We start from the raw sequence: 15182 nt of genomic DNA, 5'->3' as shown, positions 1-15182 counted from the left end.
CCGGCGCCGTTCGGAAGCGGCCATTTTTAGTTGGTGCAGGCCTTCAGTTCCCGCAGATAGGCGACCATTTCGCGGCGGCGGTTTTCGTCGCGCAGGCTGAAGAACATGCTGTGGCGGATGTCTTCGCCGTTGACTTTGGCCAGGAAGGCCTTGGGGTCGGCCAGGTATTCCATCAGGTTTTCTTCCGTCCATTCCACGCCCTTGGCGTTGGCGGCCTTGATGGCATCGGAATAGCGGGTGAAATCGGCGACCGAACCGACGGTCGAGCCATAGACGGCGTGGATGTTGGGGCCGGTCGGGCGAGACTTGCGGTCGGCCTCGAAGACATGGCAGCCCTTGCACTGGTTCGACACGCGTTCGCCCGCTGCGGCGGTCTCGGAAAAACTACATTCCGCAGCGCTGGCCGCTCCGACGAACAGCATGGATGCGGCCAAACCAGCCATGATGGATTTGAGTGCCATCTCTTTATCCCTCTCGTTAGCCTTCATACTCCAGCCCTGACAGCTGGTCAGGACTTGGCGAAGGAGTATCGGTCAGATGGCGAGGGGTTTCAAGCTTACTTCCCCTTCTTTTTGTGTGGATATGTAAAACTTTCGTCGTATGCGCTATATGGTTCAGTCGTCGCGCCATCTTTCAACTGCGGCGAGCGCTCCGCCTGCCGACATGTCGGGGCGGGCCAGCAGGATGGCGCGGACCGCCGCCTGGGTGCGGCTGGTATAATCCAGGCCGTCGGCCACGCCGGTGGCGATGGCGCGGCGCACGATGCGTTGCAGGTCGGCGACGGCGGCCTTGACCTCGGTCATCGGTTCTTCCGCCAGGGCCGTGGCATCCCCCTGGGTGACGGGGCCCGGCACCGCTAAGGGACTCGGCGTCGGCAAGGTTTCCGGGCCGCGCGTTTCGGCTCCGGCGGCAAAGCGCACCCCCGCGCCCAGCCCGTCCTGTGCCGACAGGAAGAGGACGCCCGCCTGCTGCAGGACCTGCATCATGGCCGCCATGTTGGCTTGGATCGGCGTGTGCCGGCCTTTTTCGAAATTGCGTACGGTGCTGAGTCCGACGCCTGCGGCATCGGCCAATTCCATCTGCGTCCAATCTAGCAGCGCCCGTGCTGCACGGCATTGTTCAGGTGTGATCATCCTCAGCGCCGATTCCCAGGTGAAAACCGTGGCTTATTCCCCTTTCATAAAATGATCTGGTTCGCTCTTTAGGGGAAGCGTTTTCCACCTATGCTTATGTCGAGGCTATGAAGTGTCACAATAGTTATGTTATATCGTAACTTCTTGTGCGCGGAGGGGAGGAGAGGTGGACATGGCGGCACGGCTCCTGTTAGACAGGGCGTCCTACTCCTTTTCGCGGACGGCATCATGGACCGGACGACGCGTTGTCTCGCGGCACTGGCGGCATGCCTGTGGCTGGGCCTTTTCCCGGCCCGCCCGGCCTTGGCCCATCCTCACGTCTTCATTGACACCGTGACGACCCTTCACTTCACCGACGGGAAGATCAGCGCCTTGGGCATGCAATGGCGCTTCGATCCCATGTTCAGCAGCGCCTTGCTGGGGGATTTCGATACCGACGGCAACGGCCGCATCGAAGGCGAGGAACTGGAGGTCCTGAAGGAAGAGGCGTTCCGGGGGCTCGACGAATTGGATTATTTCACCGATCTGCGGGTCGACGGCGAAAGGGTGACGTTCAAGGAGGTCGAGGATTTCCGCGTCTCGGTCGCCGAAGGCGTGCTGGCCTATGAATTCACCCTCCACCCGCTGCGCCTTCTGGACCCGTGGAACAGCCAGGTCAGCGTGTCCATCTACGACGAAAGTTACTACATCGACATCATGCCCGATGAACATGATCCGATCCGCTTTGCCGGGTCGGGCATGGATGGCTGCCGCTTCGCCCTGGGCGAGGACAGGAACAATCTCATTTTCCTGGGCCTGATCGCACCGCAGAAGGCCGATATATTATGTGGGACGCCATGACCGTGACATTCCCAAACCTGACCCGCTTCCTGTCGATGCTGGCCCTGCTTCTGGGGTTGGGGCTTGTCCTGTCGCCCGAGGCTTCGGCCAATTATTTCGGCCGGGGCGGCGCTACGCCGTCGCCCGAGGCCGAGGCGCTGGTCCTGCCCGGCCCCTTGCAGCCGCTGGCCGCCAAGATCATGGAGGTGCAGCGCGGCCTGCATGTGGAATTGCGGCGACAGGTGGCGCAGGTCAAGGCGGCGGAATCCTGGGCGCCGGTCGTCGCCATCGTCACCCTGTCCTTTCTCTACGGCGTCTTCCACGCCGCCGGACCCGGCCATGGCAAATTCGTCGTCAGCGCCTGGTTTCTGACCCAGCGCGCCCGCATCCTGCACGGCTTCGCCCTCAGCGGGGCGGTCGCCCTGGTCCAGGCGCTGAGCGCCATCGCCCTGGTCGCCGTCATCGGCAGCCTGATCGATCTCGGCGCGCGCGAGATCATGCGCCAAGCCCTGTGGCTGGAAGCCGCCAGCTATGCGCTGATCGCGGCGATGGGCGCCTATATCGCCTGGGGCGTGATCCGCAACCATGCCTGCTGCCATGGCGGGGCGGACCACCATCACGATCATCATGCCCATGAGCATCATGAACACGGGCATCACCACCATCATCATCACGACCACGACCATCAGGACGGGGTGATGCCCCGCCGCCAGTGGATGGCGGCCCTGGCGGTGGGGCTGCGTCCCTGCACCGGGGCGCTGATCGTGCTGCTCTTCACCCTGGCCAACGGCATTTTCGGCGTCGGCATCCTCGCCACCTTCGCCATGGCCTTCGGCGTCGCCCTGACGGTGGCCGGTGTCAGCTTCGCCAGCATGGGCCTACGCCATCTCGCCCTGCGCTTCGGCGGGGGCAGCCCCCGGCTGGATGTCGCCCGCCGCGCCGTTGCGCTGACCGGCGCGGGAGTCATCAGCCTGTTCGGCCTGACCCTGCTGGTCGCCCTGTGGCCTCAATTGATGGCGGGATGAGGCTTGGCAGACGGCGGCGCATGCTCACATGAGAGGCGGTGACCTTACCAGGGAGGAGCAGGCATGAAGGTCTTGGCCGTCACCGGCGGCGCCCAGGGAATCGGACGGGCGATCGCCTTGCGTTTCGCCCGCGAGGGGTATGCCGTATCCATCGCCGATCCCGCCGAGGATGCCGGACGGGAAATGCTGGACAAGCTGCGGGAGGCAGGCGTCAAGGCCGTGTTCGAGCCCGCGAATATCGCCGAGGCCGATCAGGTGGCGCGCTGGGTGGAACGGACGACCGCCGAACTGGGATGTCCGGACGTGCTGGTCAACAATGCCGGCATCGCGCGCGGCAAGCCCTTCCTGGAGCTCGCGCCGGAGGATTTCGATGCCGTCATCGGCGTCAATCTGCGCGGCACCTTTCTGTGCTCGCAGGCGGTGGCCCGGGCGATGGTCGGGCAGGGGAAGGGCGGCGCAATCGTCAACATCGCGTCGACCCGCGCCTTCATGTCGGAAGCGGGAACCGAAGCCTATACCGCCTCGAAGGGCGGCATCGTCGCCCTGACTCACGGTATGGCGATCAGCCTGGGCGGGTACGGCATCCGCGTCAATTGCATCAGCCCGGGTTGGATCGAGACGTCCGACTGGCAATTCTCCGCCCGCAGCAGGACGCCCCGGCATTCCGACCGCGACCGCCTGCAGCATCCGGTGGGCCGCGTGGGCTCGCCCGAGGATGTCGCCGAGGCCTGCCTGTTCCTCGTTCAGGCCGGCTTCATGACCGGCCAGAACATCACCCTCGACGGCGGCATGACGGTGAAGATGATCTACGAGGAATAGGGATCACCGTAGTTCGTCGCGCATCCCGGCCAGGATCTCGAAGGAACGCAGCCTTGCCGCATGGTCGTAGATCTGGGCGGTGACCATCAGCTCGTCCGGCTGGGTCAGGCCGATGAACTCCTTCAGGCCCTGGCGCACGGTTTCGGGCGAGCCGACCATGGAATGGAGCAGCGAGCGCGCGACCATGGCCTTTTCCTGGGGCGTCCAGAACTGGTCCATGTCGTCCACCGGCGGCGGCAGCTTGCCGGGATTGCCGTGGCGCAGGCTGAGGAATTGCTGTTGCAGCGAGGTGAACAGCCGCTGGCCCTCGGCATCGGTTTCGGCGGCGAAGACGTTCACCCCGACCATGACATAAGGGCGGTCCAACTGCTCGGAAGGCTTGAAACGGCTGCGGTAGAGGTCGACGGCCTGCATCATCATATCGGGCGCGAAATGCGAGGCGAAGGCGAAAGGCAGGCCCAGCATGGCGGCCAACTGCGCGCTGAACAGGCTCGACCCCAGCAGCCAGAGGGGAATGTTCGAGCCGCCGCCGGGGACCGCCCGGATGGCCTGGCCCGGCTGGATCGGGCCCAGCAGGGCCTGCAATTCGACCACATCCTGCGGGAAGCGGTCGCCGCTGGCTTCCAGGTCGCGGCGCAGGGCCTGGGCGGTGCGCATGTCCGTGCCGGGGGCGCGGCCGAGGCCGAGGTCGATGCGTCCGGGATAGAGGGCGTCCAGCGTCCCGAACTGCTCGGCGATGACCAGCGGGGCGTGGTTGGGCAGCATGACCCCGCCCGATCCGACGCGGATGGTCTTGGTGCCCCCGGCGACATAGCCGATGACCACTGAGGTTGCGGCGCTGGCGATGCCGGGCATGTTGTGATGCTCGGCCAGCCAATAGCGGTGATAGCCCCAGCGTTCCGCATGCTGCGCCAGATCGAGCGTGTTGCGGAAAGCCTGCGAGGCGTCGCTGTCTTGGGTGATGGGGCAAAGGTCTAGGACCGACAGCAGGGGCACGGCTTCGTCTCCGGAAGTTCAGGAAAACCTCATATAGGAGAGGCAAGGCCCTTCGGCTAGCCCGGAAGGCTTAACGGATGATTGGTTTTGCGGAACTTGTTCTCTTGACGGCTGGTTGTCATCTGGCGAAAGCTGCACATCTTTGGGGCTGGCAGGCAAAGAAACAGGCCATGATGCAAAAGAATGACGGCCCGCTGCTGTTGCGGCTCATGGGGAAGATCGGCAGCGTGATGTTCGCCTGCCTTCTGGTGGCGGCATGCGCCACCGGGCCGGAGCCGGGGGCGCGGGAGATCGTCCGGCGGGACATTCCGGCCTTCGACTATCCCTATGACAATCCCTGGATCGCGACGGTACTGCGGACGCCCGAATCGCAGCTTGCCCCCAGGTCCGAGGCCCCGCGCCGGGATGCGACCCTGCAGGTCTTCCCCGACCGGGAGGTGCCGGAAGGCTTCTGGTATTATCGCGGCCTGAATTATTCCTATTTCGCCCAGCCCCATCCCGCGCCGATGATCTTCATGATCGCTGGAACCGGAGCGGACAGCCGGTCCGGCCTAATGGATTCGCTCGGACGCATCCTCCACCATGCCGGTTTCCACGTGGTGCTGCTGCCGTCGCCCACCCATTCCAATTTCATCGTCACGGCCTCGACCACCTACCTGCCGGGAAACGGTCCCCAGGACGCCGCCGACCTGTACCGGGTCATGCGCATGATCCATGGGGAGTTGAGCCGGAGCCTCGAGATCACGGAGACGCATCTTGCCGGCTACAGCCTGGGCGCCTGGCATGCCGCCTTCACGGCGAAGCTGGACGAAGAGGAGAAGGCGCTGAACTTCCAGCGCGTCCTGCTGCTCAGCCCGCCGCTCAGCCTGTACCATTCCCTGGTGACCGTTGAGCAGTTCCTGCTGAACAACCTGCCGGGCGGGATCGACAGCCTGGACCATTTCCTCGATCAGGCCATCCAGCGCATCGCCCTGGTCTTCCAAAATACCGATGCCATGGATTTCAGCGACGAGGATTATGCCCTCCAGTCCCTGCTGCAGACGACCTTCGGCGACGAAAGGCTGGCGGCGGCGGTCGGCCTGTCCTTCCGTCTGGCCTCGGCCAACATGGTCTTCACCGCCGATGTGATGCGGCGCATGGGCTATGTCTTTCCCCGCGACCTGCCGTTCCGCTCGACCACGCCGCTGGGGCGCTATCTGGGCATCAGCCTTCGGGTCAGCTTCCTGGATTACTTCGACGACGTGTTCTCGGCCTATTACGGCGGCGAGCCGGGGCTGGATCTGATCGAGCAAAGCAGCCTGAACAGCATCGGGGAGTATCTTTCCCGTTCGGAAAAGATCGGCATGCTGACCAGCAGGGATGATATCATCCTGGGCCCCGGCGATCTGGAACAGCTTCAGGCCCTGTTCGGCGAGCGGGCGTGGATCTTTCCCCAGGGCGGACATTTGGGCAGCCTGGAGCATCGCGCCGTGGCTGCGCATCTGGTCAATTTCTTCATTCAGTGAGGTCCAGTCTTGCGCAGCCGCATCCTGATCCTTGTCTTCTGCGCGATCGGTCTTTCGGCCTGCGCGAGTGGCGCCCCGAACGGCGTCGAGCCGCCTATCTATCAGGTGGAGGAAATCGGACGGGTCTACGAACCCATCGCCGTGTCCGATCCCCTGGAAGGCATGAACCGGCGGCTCTACAAGTTCAACGCCCGTTTCGACGAGGCGATCTTCCTGCCTGTGGTGGGAGCGTATGAAGAGGTGACGCCCAGCTTCCTGCGTCAGCGGGTGTCGGACTTCTTCCTCAATATTGCCGAGATCAACACCTTCGCCAATTCCGTCCTGCAAGCCAGCCCGCAGAAGGCGTTCCCGACGGCCTTCCGCTTCATCATCAACTCGACCTTCGGCGTGTTCGGCATCTTCGACGTGGCCAGCGAAATGGGCTTGCAGCGCCACAGCGAGGATTTCGGCCAGACGCTGGGCTATTGGGGCGTGGGCAACGGTCCCTATGTCGTGCTACCCCTGCTGGGGCCGTCCAATCTCCGCGATACGGTGGGGCGTGTCACCGACTTCCTGACCCTGGCCTGGGTGACCCCGGCCGAAATCGGCGACAATCCCGCCTATCAGACGGCGCAATACGGCCTGCAGCCCATCGATGCCCGGTCGCGCACGCCCTTCCGCTATCACGGCACCGGCTCGCCCTTCGAATACGAGATGGTGCGCTTCTTCTATACCGAGATGCGCCAGATCGAGATCGGGCGATAGCGTCTTTTCCGCCGGGCCGCCTGGGGGCGGCCCGGACGGGTTCCCTCATGAATAGGGACGTGTCTCGGCGTAATTCCGCCTTTCCTCGCCGACGGCATAGAGGAATTCCTCCTCCTCGGCCGGTCGGCCGCTCAGGGCGCGGGCCACGGTATGGATGGCGTGGGCGATGCGCTGGGGATCGGCGTAATGCAGCATATGGCCGGCATCGGGCAGGACGTTCAGTTCGCTATGGGGAATGTCCTGGTGCAGGCGCATGGAATGGCGGTTCACGTCGACGATCTTGTCCTGGTCGCCGGCCATGATGGTCACGGGAATGCGTAGCTCGTGATAGCGGTGCTGCATCTCGGCGACCCAGGGGATCATAGTGGCGCTGTCCTCGGCGGCGGCGCGGATCTGCCAGGGGCGGAAGCAGAGCGAGGTGGGAAAACCCTGGGTGAAGCGCATGGGGACGGGACGGGGTGCGAACATGGCCTTGACCATGGACGGCATGGTGGCCCGGCCGATGAGCGGCGACAGGGTATAGCGCATCACATCGCCCACCACCGGCACCAGGGGGGCGGAAAGCAGGGGAACATCGGCGCGGAGCGTGGGATAGAAGTAGCCGCCCAGCAGCACCAGCCCGCTGACCGATTGCGGATGCTCCAGTGCCAGGGCCATGGCGACCATGGCTCCCCAGGAATGGCCGACGACGACGGGCGTCCGCAATCCCATCTTTTCGAAGGCGCGGCGGAACAGGGCTGCCTGCATGCGGGGAGACCAGATGGTCTCGCGCGGACGGTCGCTATAGCCGAAGCCGGGGCGGTCGAAGGCGATGACGCGATGGTCGTCGGCGATCATGTCGTGAATGCCGCTGAGGCGGAAATCCTCCGCCGAAACCATGTTGCCGTGCAGCAGGACCACCGGCGGTCCGCCCCGATCCCGTCCGCTTTCCAGGTAATGCAGGCGCATTCCCGCGACTTCGACGAACTTGCCCATGGGCGGTTCTTCCTGTTCGGTCCGGCGGGCCTGGCGCGTGTTGTAGACCGCCGCCGCCGCCAGCGCTGCCGCCGCAAGAAGCCAGCCGCGGTTCTTCCGCAGGAAGGATTCCTCTTCGGTGGATTGCTGCTTGATCGTCCGTGCCATCTGCTTCCCTTGCGCTGCGATACTCCTCTTCAGCGAACCCCGCAGGGGCGGGAAGGTTCCGCAGGTTCCGCCGATCCTTCCGGCTTTCCCATCCGGGGAAGGGGGGGCGTCTCGGCGAAAAAAATGGCTCACGGCGAAAACCGTGAGCCAAGTCAAAAAAGGGAGGTGCAGGCCAGCGGGCCGGACGGTCACCGCCAAATGACCACGGCCAAGTGACATGCTGGCTGATGTTCTGTGACGAGACACATCAATCCTGCACGAGTGAATATAGGGAATATTCCTGACATTCCGCTGTCAGGGGGCGAAAAAAGAAACGCCCGCCATGGTTTCCCATGGCGGGCGCTTGCTTCGGGGCCGAAGGCCTGATTAGGCGGCCTTGGACTTGCCGGCGACGATTTCGTCGGCGACCTGACGCGGAACCGGCTCGTAATGCGAGAATTCCATCGTGTAGGACGCACGACCGCTGGTCATGCCGCGCAGATGACCGATATAGCCGAACATTTCGTTCAGCGGCACGGTGGCTTCGACGGCGATGTTGTTGCCGCGTTCCAGCTGGCCCAGGATCATGCCGCGACGGCGGTTCACGTCGCCGATGATGTCACCCAGATATTCTTCCGGCGACACCACTTCGACCTTCATCACCGGCTCGAGCAGGATCGGCGAGGCCTTGCGGATGGCTTCGCGGAAGCAGGCCTTGGCGGCGATTTCGAAGGTCAGGGCGTTCGAGTCGACGTCGTGGTACTTGCCGTCCACCAGACGGGCGCGGAAGTCGACAGTCGGGAAACCGGCCATGACGCCGTCTTCCATCTGCATTTCCAGGCCCTTCTTGACCGACGGGATGTATTCCTTCGGCACCGAGCCGCCGACGGTTTCGTCGACGAATTCGAAGCCGGCGCCACGCTCCAGCGGTTCGAAGATGATCTTCACTTCGGCGAACTGACCCGAACCACCCGTCTGCTTCTTGTGGGTGTAGGTGTGTTCCACCGACTGGGTCAGGGTTTCGCGGTAAGCCACCTGCGGCTTGCCCATGTTGCCTTCCACACCGAATTCGGTGCGCATGCGGTCCATGGTCACTTCCAGGTGCAGTTCGCCCATGCCGCGCAGGATGGTCTGGCCGGTTTCACGGTCGGTTTCCAGACGCAGCGAGGGGTCGGCACGGACCATCTTGCCCAGAGCGGTGGAGAACTTCTCCTGTTCGGCCTTGGTCTTCGGCTCGACCGAGACGCTGATGACCGGCTCGGGGAAGTTCATGCGCTCCAGCACGACCGGGGCGCTGGGATCGCAGAGGGTGTCACCGGTATCGGTTTCGGTCAGCGAAACCAGGGCGATGATGTCGCCGGCGCGGGCTTCTTCGATCGCATTGGCTTCCTTGGCGAACATTTCGACCATACGGCCGATCTTTTCGCGCTTGCCGCGGGTCGAGTTCAGCACCGACATGCCCTTGGTCAGCACGCCCGAATAGATGCGCACGAAGGTCAGGGCGCCATAGACGTCGTTGATGACCTTGAAGGCCAGCGCCGAGAAGGGCTCGTCGTCCGAGGACTTGCGCTCGCCCACCGGGTTGCCGTCGGCGTCCACGGTCTTGATGGCGGGCACGTCGGTCGGGGCGGGCAGGTACCACACCACGGCGTCCAGGACCTGCTGCACGCCCTTGTTCTTGTAGGACGAGCCGCAGAGGACCGGGGTGAAGGAGCCGTTCAGGGTGCCGCGACGCAGGCATTCGCGCAGCACGTCGGCCGAGGGCTCTTCGCCGGATTCCAGATAGGCTTCCATGGCCGCTTCGTCCTGCTCGAGGCAGGTGTCGATCAGGTCGGCGCGGTATTCGGCGGCGGCCTTCAGGATCTCGACGTCTTCATGGACGGTGATGCCCAGCTTTTCGGCCAGGTCGTCGGTGATGTCCAGGCTGTCCCACTTGGCGTCGCGTTCGTCGGACTGCCAGACCAGGGCCTTGTACTCGACCAGGTCGATCATGCCGCGCAGATTGTCTTCCGAACCGATGGGCAGGAAGATCGGCAGCGGGCGGGCGCCCAGGCGGTTCTTGATCATGTCCACGCAACGACGGAAGTTCGCGCCCGAACGGTCCATCTTGTTGACGTAGCAGAGACGCGGAACACCGTAATTGTCGGCCAGGCGCCAGTTGGTTTCCGACTGGGGCTCAACGCCGGCCACGCCGTCGAACACGACGACCGCACCGTCGAGCACGCGCAGGGAACGGTTCACCTCGATGGTGAAGTCCACGTGGCCGGGGGTGTCGATCACGTTGATCTTCTTACCCTTCCAGAAGGCGGAAACGGCGGCCGACTGAATCGTGATGCCGCGCTTCTGCTCCTGCTCCAGGTAGTCGGTCGTGGTCGAGGACTTGAGGTCCTTGGTATCGTGGACGTCGATGATGGTGTGCTTGCGACCGGTATAATACAGGATGCGCTCGGTCGTCGTGGTCTTGCCGGCGTCGACGTGCGCAATGATACCGATGTTGCGGATGTCTGAAAGAGGAGTCTGGCGAGGCATTGCTTAAATCCGTTGCGGTGGATGTGGGCGCCGTGACGGACAGAATATCATCGCCGTCGTGCGGGCTGTTAAATCCAATCAGCTCTGGCGCATGAGCCAATGGCTATTGCACCGGCGGGGGTTTTATATGAGTTCGCCGGCGAATGCCACTGCTTCTAGGCCATACCGGGACACGCAACCGAATAATAAGCCGCGCGCGACCCGGCCACGGCATAGATAACATGCGTCGCCGCAGTGGCAAGCACGGATTGATATGGAGGGACAGGGGACGGGTGCAAATGCTTCCTTTCATCCACCGGACTTCCTATCTGTCCCTCTGAACAAGGTAAGATAACCACTGCCATGTCCGCCCGTTCGCCGCTTGTCGCGGTCATTGACGACGACCCCTATGTCCTGCAGGCATTGCAGCTTCTGCTTGAACTGCGGGGCTTCGTCGTCATCGCTGGGGAATCCGAGGCGCCGGTGCTCGCTCACCTGCGCGGCGGCGGGCCGGTGCCCCATCTCATCATCAGCGATTATCGCCTGCGCCAGGGCCATACCGGCATCCAGGCGGTGCGCCAGATCCGCAGCCAGTGCGGCCAGACGATCCCGGGCTTGCTGATCACCGGGGACACCTCGGGCGAATTGCTGGCCCAGGCCCGGAAACAGGGCTTGGCGGTGCTGCAAAAGCCGGTTCTGCCGCCCCAGTTGGAAGCGGCGATGGCTTTGGCATTGTCGTGAGCGGGGAGAGGGACAGGGGCGGTTTGAGGCGGTGGAGCCCGCGCGGCTTGCCTCTGGCCATGTTCCTGTTGTCGCTGATGCTCACGGCAGCGGCCTGGTGGGCGGTGCGCAGCTATAGCGACGCCCTGGCGGAGGCCCGGTTCGAGGCCCTGGCCGAACGCGTGGCGACCTCCGTGTCCACCCGCATGGATGATTACGCCCAGATTCTACAGGGCGGAGTCGGGTTGTTCGACGCCAGCGACGGCGTGACCCGCCAGGAATGGCGGCGCTATGTCGAGCGGCTGGGGGTCGAGCGCCGCTATCCGGGCATCCAGGGCATCGGTTTCGCCGAGCGCGTCCTGCCCGAAGAGCGGGAGGCGGAGGAGGAGAGGATCCGCCAGGATTTCCCCGATTTCGACATCACTCCGCCCGGCATGCGCGAGGTCTATTATCCCATCATCTTCCTCGAACCCTTCGTGGGGCGCAATCTGCGGGCCTTCGGCTATGACATGTTCTCCGAGCCGGTGCGTCGCGCCGCCATGGAACGGGCCCGCGACCAGGACATGCCGGCCATGACCGGCAAGGTCACCCTGGTCCAGGAAACCTTTCAGGACGTGCAGGCCGGGGCCTTGCTCTATCTGCCGGTCTATGACAGCGATGCCGACCTCTCCACCGTCGAGGGACGGCGCCAGGCCATCCGGGGCTTCGTCTACAGCCCTTTCCGCATGACCGACCTGATGCGGGGGATTCTGGGCAACCTGATGGACGAGGTGCAGATCAGCCTCTATGACGAAACCCCCCATGAGGAAACGCTTCTCTTCTCGACCTCCTCGGGCGAGGCGGCCTATCGGCGGGAAGAGGTGATCGAGCTCTATGGCCGGATCTGGGTGGTGCGGGTGGCCTCGACCCCGGCGCTGGAAAGGTCCATCGAGGAAGGCTATCCCGAACTGATCCTGGCCGCGGGTTTCATCATCAGCCTGTTGCTGACGGGCCTGACCCAGGCCGCCGTTGCCGTCCGCAACAGGGCGGCCGACCTGGCGGAGACCAATGCCGCCCTGGTCCAGGCCCGGCGGCAGGCGGAAGCCGCCAATGCGTCCAAGTCCCGTTTCCTCGCCGCTGCCAGCCACGACCTGCGCCAGCCCCTGCAATCGCTGGGGATCTATCTGTCGCTGCTCAACGAGGTCGGCCTGCAGGGACCGGCGGGGAAGATGGCGGGGAACGCGCTGGACAGCTTCGCGACGGCGCAACGGATGCTCAATTCCATCATGGATATCGCCGCGCTGGAAAGCGGGCAGGTGGAGGTGCGGGCGGAACCAGTGGATGTCACCCGGATATTGGCCGCGACGGCCGAATCGATGCGCCCCAACGTTCAGGGCAAGGGGCTGCGCATGGTCCTGCGGCTGTGCGAGGGCGCGGTGGTCAGAACCGATCGTCTGATGTTCGAGCGGATCATCCTCAACCTGCTCGACAATGCGGTGAAATACACCTCCCGGGGCGGGATCCTGGTGTCCTGCCGGAAAAGGGCGGAGGGGATCCTGCGAGTCAAGGTGCTCGATAGCGGAACGGGCATCGCCCGCGACCAGCAGGCCCTGATTTTCGAGGATTTCTACCAGATCGAGAATCCCGAACGGGACCGCAGCAAGGGCCTGGGGCTGGGTCTGGCGACGGTCGCCCGGCTGTCGCGCCTGCTGGGCTGCCGGCTGGAGGTGCATTCCCGCAAGAACTGGGGCACCGTCTTCATCCTGGAGCTTCCCCTGGCCCCCGAAACCACCGGCCAAAAAGAGGAAAGCGCGCCGCTGCGGCAGGAATAGCGGGGACGGTGCCCTGCGAGGACACCACTTTTTCTCGTCTCCCTACCACGAAGGCGTGACCCCCGAAAATGCGCTGATAATCCTTCCCCCGGCTCCCCATGCTCATGACGGAGGGGATTTATGCTTGTCCTTTTCGGAGTGAACGACGGGTCATGAGCAAAAAGGAAGAGGAAAAAAGTTTTTCCTGGACCGAAAAAGGGGTGGCCCTGTTCCTGCTGGCGCTGTTGCTGACCGGCGTCTACCGCTCGGTCTCCGGCCAGGACGCCGCCGCCGAGGCGGCGGCGCAGATGGAGGAGGCCATCGCGCTCGCCCGTTCGGTCATGGCCACGGCCGGCGAGGGCGTCTTGAGGCCGGGAAGGGAGGAGGGCGCGGCCGCAGGCGGCCTCCGCTGGGTGCGCCATATCCGTCCCTCGGCAGAGACGCCCGGTTTGTGGGAAGTGGTGGTGACGGTGACCTGGCCCAGCCTGCCCGAAGGCCTGACCCTGCGCAGCCTGCGCCCGGCCAAGACATCGGCGGAGAAGGATGGCAGAAAGGAGAATTCTGCTCTTCTATGGTAAGTCGGCTTGTCTTTTTTACTAGGACGATACTGTCTCTTGAGATATTACTCTTGTTCGTATGGGCGCGGTCCAAGCTGTAATATAGGGGGAATAGGGCCGCCATCCGATCGAGCAGGGGGAAGAAAATCGTGGGGTGGGGACTGACGAACATGCGCCTTTGGGCGCTGGCTTCCGGCTGTGCGGTGGTCTTGGCTTCGACAGCTCAAGCGCGGCAGCTGGAGCAGGAATTGCGTGATCTGGTCGAAGCACATCCCCAGATCGCGGTGGCGCAGAAGCGATTGCTTTCTTCGGAAGAGGATATCCGTGCGGCGCGTTCCGGCTTTTTGCCCACCGTCCGGTTGCGTGGCGATGCCGGTTACGAGCATGTGGACAGCCCGACCATCGACGGACGGGACAGTGACCGCCAGACCAGCGGCATCGTCGTCACGCAGAATCTGTTCGACGGCTTCGGCACCACCTCGCGGGTCGAGGGTGCCCAGATAGGGCGCGGCATGGCCGAATCCAATCTTCAGGCGGCGCGCCAGAATGTCATCCTGGAAGGCATTGCCGCCTATGTCGAAGTGCTGCGCCAGGCCGCGCTGATCGGACTGGCCCGGGACAATGAAGACAATGTGCGCAGTCAGCTCAATCTGGAAGACGAGCGGGTACGGCGCGGCTCGGGCGTGACCGTGGACGTGCTGCAGGCCAAGCAGCGCCTGCAGGTCGCCATGGAACGGCGCGTGGCCGTGACCGGTGGCTTCGAGGCGGCCGTGGCCCGTTATATCCAGGTCTTCGGCGTGGCGCCCAATATCGCCGCAATGTTCGATCCCCAGCCGCCGGTCGACCTGCTGCCGGGCAGTCTGGACGATGCCATCGAACTGGCGCGGTCCAACAATCCTGCCGTGATTGCGGGCGAAGAGAATATCCGCCTGTCCGAGACTCGCCGCACCACCGCCAAAGCGGGATATTATCCCTCCGTCGATCTGGTCGGCCGGGCCAATTACGAGCGCAACAAGGAAGGCACCCAAGGCGTGCGCCGTGATCAGGCGGTGCTGGTCGAACTGAACTGGGAATTGTTCTCGGGTTTTCGCACCACCGCCGCGACCCGTCAGGCGGCGCTGGATTACGCCGCCAGCCGCGATGCCGCGCTGGACACGAACCGCCGCGCCGAGGAGCAGGCGCGCATCGCCTGGCATGCCATCGAGACGGCGCGGGAGCGCCTGGACCTGCTGGAAAATGCAGTCAATATCGCCAACGAAGTCTTCGAGAGCCGCCGCCGCCAGCGCGAGACGGGCAATGCCACCTTGCTGGAGGTGTTGGATGCCGAAAGCGCCATCTATGGGGCCCGCATCAACTATGTGACGGCTTCCTACGACTTGCGGCTGGCGGTCTATCATTTGCTCCACGCCATGGGGCAGCTTGAACTGGACGTGATCGACCGCCGCGCCCGGAACTGAGGGGCGGG

14 protein-coding genes are annotated in these 15182 nt (G+C 64.1%); 9 read left to right on the top strand and 5 right to left on the bottom strand.

Annotated elements, in window-relative coordinates; translation table 11 throughout:
• Positions 1-26: 26 nt before the first annotated feature.
• Both EPD66_RS05485 and EPD66_RS05480 read right to left on the bottom strand, forming a co-directional pair.
• Positions 27-461, bottom strand: coding sequence for a cytochrome c family protein (locus EPD66_RS05485; RefSeq protein ID WP_142847481.1), 435 nt, complete (start codon positions 459-461; stop codon positions 27-29).
• Between the two features lie 153 nt (positions 462-614).
• A complete protein-coding gene (locus EPD66_RS05480; protein WP_142847480.1) occupies positions 615-1133 on the bottom strand; it encodes a DNA-binding transcriptional regulator in 519 nt (172 codons plus the stop codon).
• A gap of 228 nt (positions 1134-1361) precedes the next feature.
• On the opposite strand from EPD66_RS05480, the gene EPD66_RS05475 reads away from it, so the two are divergent.
• The 3 genes from EPD66_RS05475 (at position 1362) to EPD66_RS05465 (ending at position 3796) form a co-directional block, all read left to right on the top strand.
• On the top strand, positions 1362-1973 hold the full coding sequence (locus EPD66_RS05475; protein ID WP_185961267.1) for a DUF1007 family protein: 612 nt from the start codon (positions 1362-1364) through the stop codon (positions 1971-1973).
• A complete protein-coding gene (locus EPD66_RS05470) occupies positions 1970-2977 on the top strand; it encodes a nickel/cobalt transporter (protein ID WP_185961266.1) in 1008 nt (335 codons plus the stop codon). Before EPD66_RS05475 ends, EPD66_RS05470 begins: the two co-directional genes overlap by 4 nt.
• 63 nt (positions 2978-3040) lie before the next feature.
• Positions 3041-3796 carry an SDR family NAD(P)-dependent oxidoreductase gene (locus tag EPD66_RS05465; protein ID WP_142847477.1) on the top strand — a complete coding sequence of 252 codons (756 nt, stop codon included), beginning with the start codon at positions 3041-3043 and terminating at the stop codon, positions 3794-3796.
• Positions 3797-3799: 3 nt separating this feature from the next.
• Here EPD66_RS05465 and EPD66_RS05460 read toward each other — a convergent pair whose 3' ends face one another.
• Positions 3800-4792 carry an LLM class flavin-dependent oxidoreductase gene (locus EPD66_RS05460; RefSeq protein ID WP_142847476.1) on the bottom strand — a complete coding sequence of 331 codons (993 nt, stop codon included), beginning with the start codon at positions 4790-4792 and terminating at the stop codon, positions 3800-3802.
• A gap of 170 nt (positions 4793-4962) precedes the next feature.
• Here EPD66_RS05460 and EPD66_RS05455 point away from each other — a divergent pair, with 170 nt between their 5' ends.
• A complete protein-coding gene (locus EPD66_RS05455) occupies positions 4963-6297 on the top strand; it encodes an alpha/beta hydrolase (protein WP_142847475.1) in 1335 nt (444 codons plus the stop codon).
• Positions 6298-6306: 9 nt separating this feature from the next.
• On the top strand, positions 6307-7041 hold the full coding sequence (locus tag EPD66_RS05450; RefSeq protein ID WP_142847474.1) for a VacJ family lipoprotein: 735 nt from the start codon (positions 6307-6309) through the stop codon (positions 7039-7041).
• A 45-nt stretch (positions 7042-7086) separates the two neighbouring features.
• Here the strand turns inward: EPD66_RS05450 and EPD66_RS05445 are convergent, their stop codons facing one another.
• Entirely contained in the window at positions 7087-8163 is a 1077-nt protein-coding gene (locus tag EPD66_RS05445; protein ID WP_142847473.1) for an alpha/beta fold hydrolase, read from the bottom strand.
• A gap of 366 nt (positions 8164-8529) precedes the next feature.
• The gene (gene fusA, locus EPD66_RS05440; RefSeq protein WP_142847472.1) at positions 8530-10671 is read right to left on the bottom strand and encodes an elongation factor G; all 2142 of its coding nucleotides are present in this window, start codon (positions 10669-10671) and stop codon (positions 8530-8532) included.
• Positions 10672-11013: 342 nt separating this feature from the next.
• On the opposite strand from fusA, the gene EPD66_RS05435 reads away from it, so the two are divergent.
• The 4 genes from EPD66_RS05435 to EPD66_RS05420 all read left to right on the top strand — a co-directional run bounded on the left by EPD66_RS05435 (position 11014) and on the right by EPD66_RS05420 (position 15174).
• Positions 11014-11391, top strand: a complete 378-nt coding sequence (locus tag EPD66_RS05435; RefSeq protein WP_142847471.1) for a response regulator — start codon at positions 11014-11016, stop codon at positions 11389-11391.
• A gap of 47 nt (positions 11392-11438) precedes the next feature.
• Complete coding sequence (locus EPD66_RS05430; protein WP_142847470.1) at positions 11439-13181, top strand: CHASE domain-containing protein; 1743 nt, start codon at positions 11439-11441, stop codon at positions 13179-13181.
• 152 nt (positions 13182-13333) lie between these two features.
• The gene (locus tag EPD66_RS05425) at positions 13334-13738 is read left to right on the top strand and encodes a hypothetical protein (protein ID WP_142847469.1); all 405 of its coding nucleotides are present in this window, start codon (positions 13334-13336) and stop codon (positions 13736-13738) included.
• A 128-nt stretch (positions 13739-13866) separates the two neighbouring features.
• Positions 13867-15174, top strand: coding sequence for a TolC family outer membrane protein (locus EPD66_RS05420; RefSeq protein ID WP_142847468.1), 1308 nt, complete (start codon positions 13867-13869; stop codon positions 15172-15174).
• Positions 15175-15182: the final 8 nt, after the last annotated feature.

It is taken from the genome of Telmatospirillum sp. J64-1, assembly GCF_006980715.1.
GTDB classification, from domain to species: Bacteria; Pseudomonadota; Alphaproteobacteria; order Rhodospirillales; family Magnetospirillaceae; genus Oleiliquidispirillum; species Oleiliquidispirillum nitrogeniifigens.
This window is presented reverse-complemented; position numbering and strand designations above follow the sequence as displayed.

Excerpts from the sequence above, each read along its gene's own strand:
- EPD66_RS05485 (WP_142847481.1), bottom strand. The coding sequence starts at position 461 with ATGGCACTCAAATCCATCATGGCTGGTTTGGCCGCATCCATGCTGTTC.
- EPD66_RS05480 (WP_142847480.1), bottom strand. The coding sequence starts at position 1,133 with ATGATCACACCTGAACAATGCCGTGCAGCACGGGCGCTGCTAGATTGG.
- EPD66_RS05475 (WP_185961267.1), top strand. The coding sequence starts at position 1,362 with ATGGACCGGACGACGCGTTGTCTCGCGGCACTGGCGGCATGCCTGTGG.
- EPD66_RS05470 (WP_185961266.1), top strand. The coding sequence starts at position 1,970 with ATGACCGTGACATTCCCAAACCTGACCCGCTTCCTGTCGATGCTGGCC.
- EPD66_RS05465 (WP_142847477.1), top strand. The coding sequence starts at position 3,041 with ATGAAGGTCTTGGCCGTCACCGGCGGCGCCCAGGGAATCGGACGGGCG.
- EPD66_RS05455 (WP_142847475.1), top strand. The coding sequence starts at position 4,963 with ATGATGCAAAAGAATGACGGCCCGCTGCTGTTGCGGCTCATGGGGAAG.
- EPD66_RS05445 (WP_142847473.1), bottom strand. The coding sequence starts at position 8,163 with ATGGCACGGACGATCAAGCAGCAATCCACCGAAGAGGAATCCTTCCTG.
- fusA (WP_142847472.1), bottom strand. The coding sequence starts at position 10,671 with ATGCCTCGCCAGACTCCTCTTTCAGACATCCGCAACATCGGTATCATT.
- EPD66_RS05435 (WP_142847471.1), top strand. The coding sequence starts at position 11,014 with ATGTCCGCCCGTTCGCCGCTTGTCGCGGTCATTGACGACGACCCCTAT.
- EPD66_RS05425 (WP_142847469.1), top strand. The coding sequence starts at position 13,334 with ATGAGCAAAAAGGAAGAGGAAAAAAGTTTTTCCTGGACCGAAAAAGGG.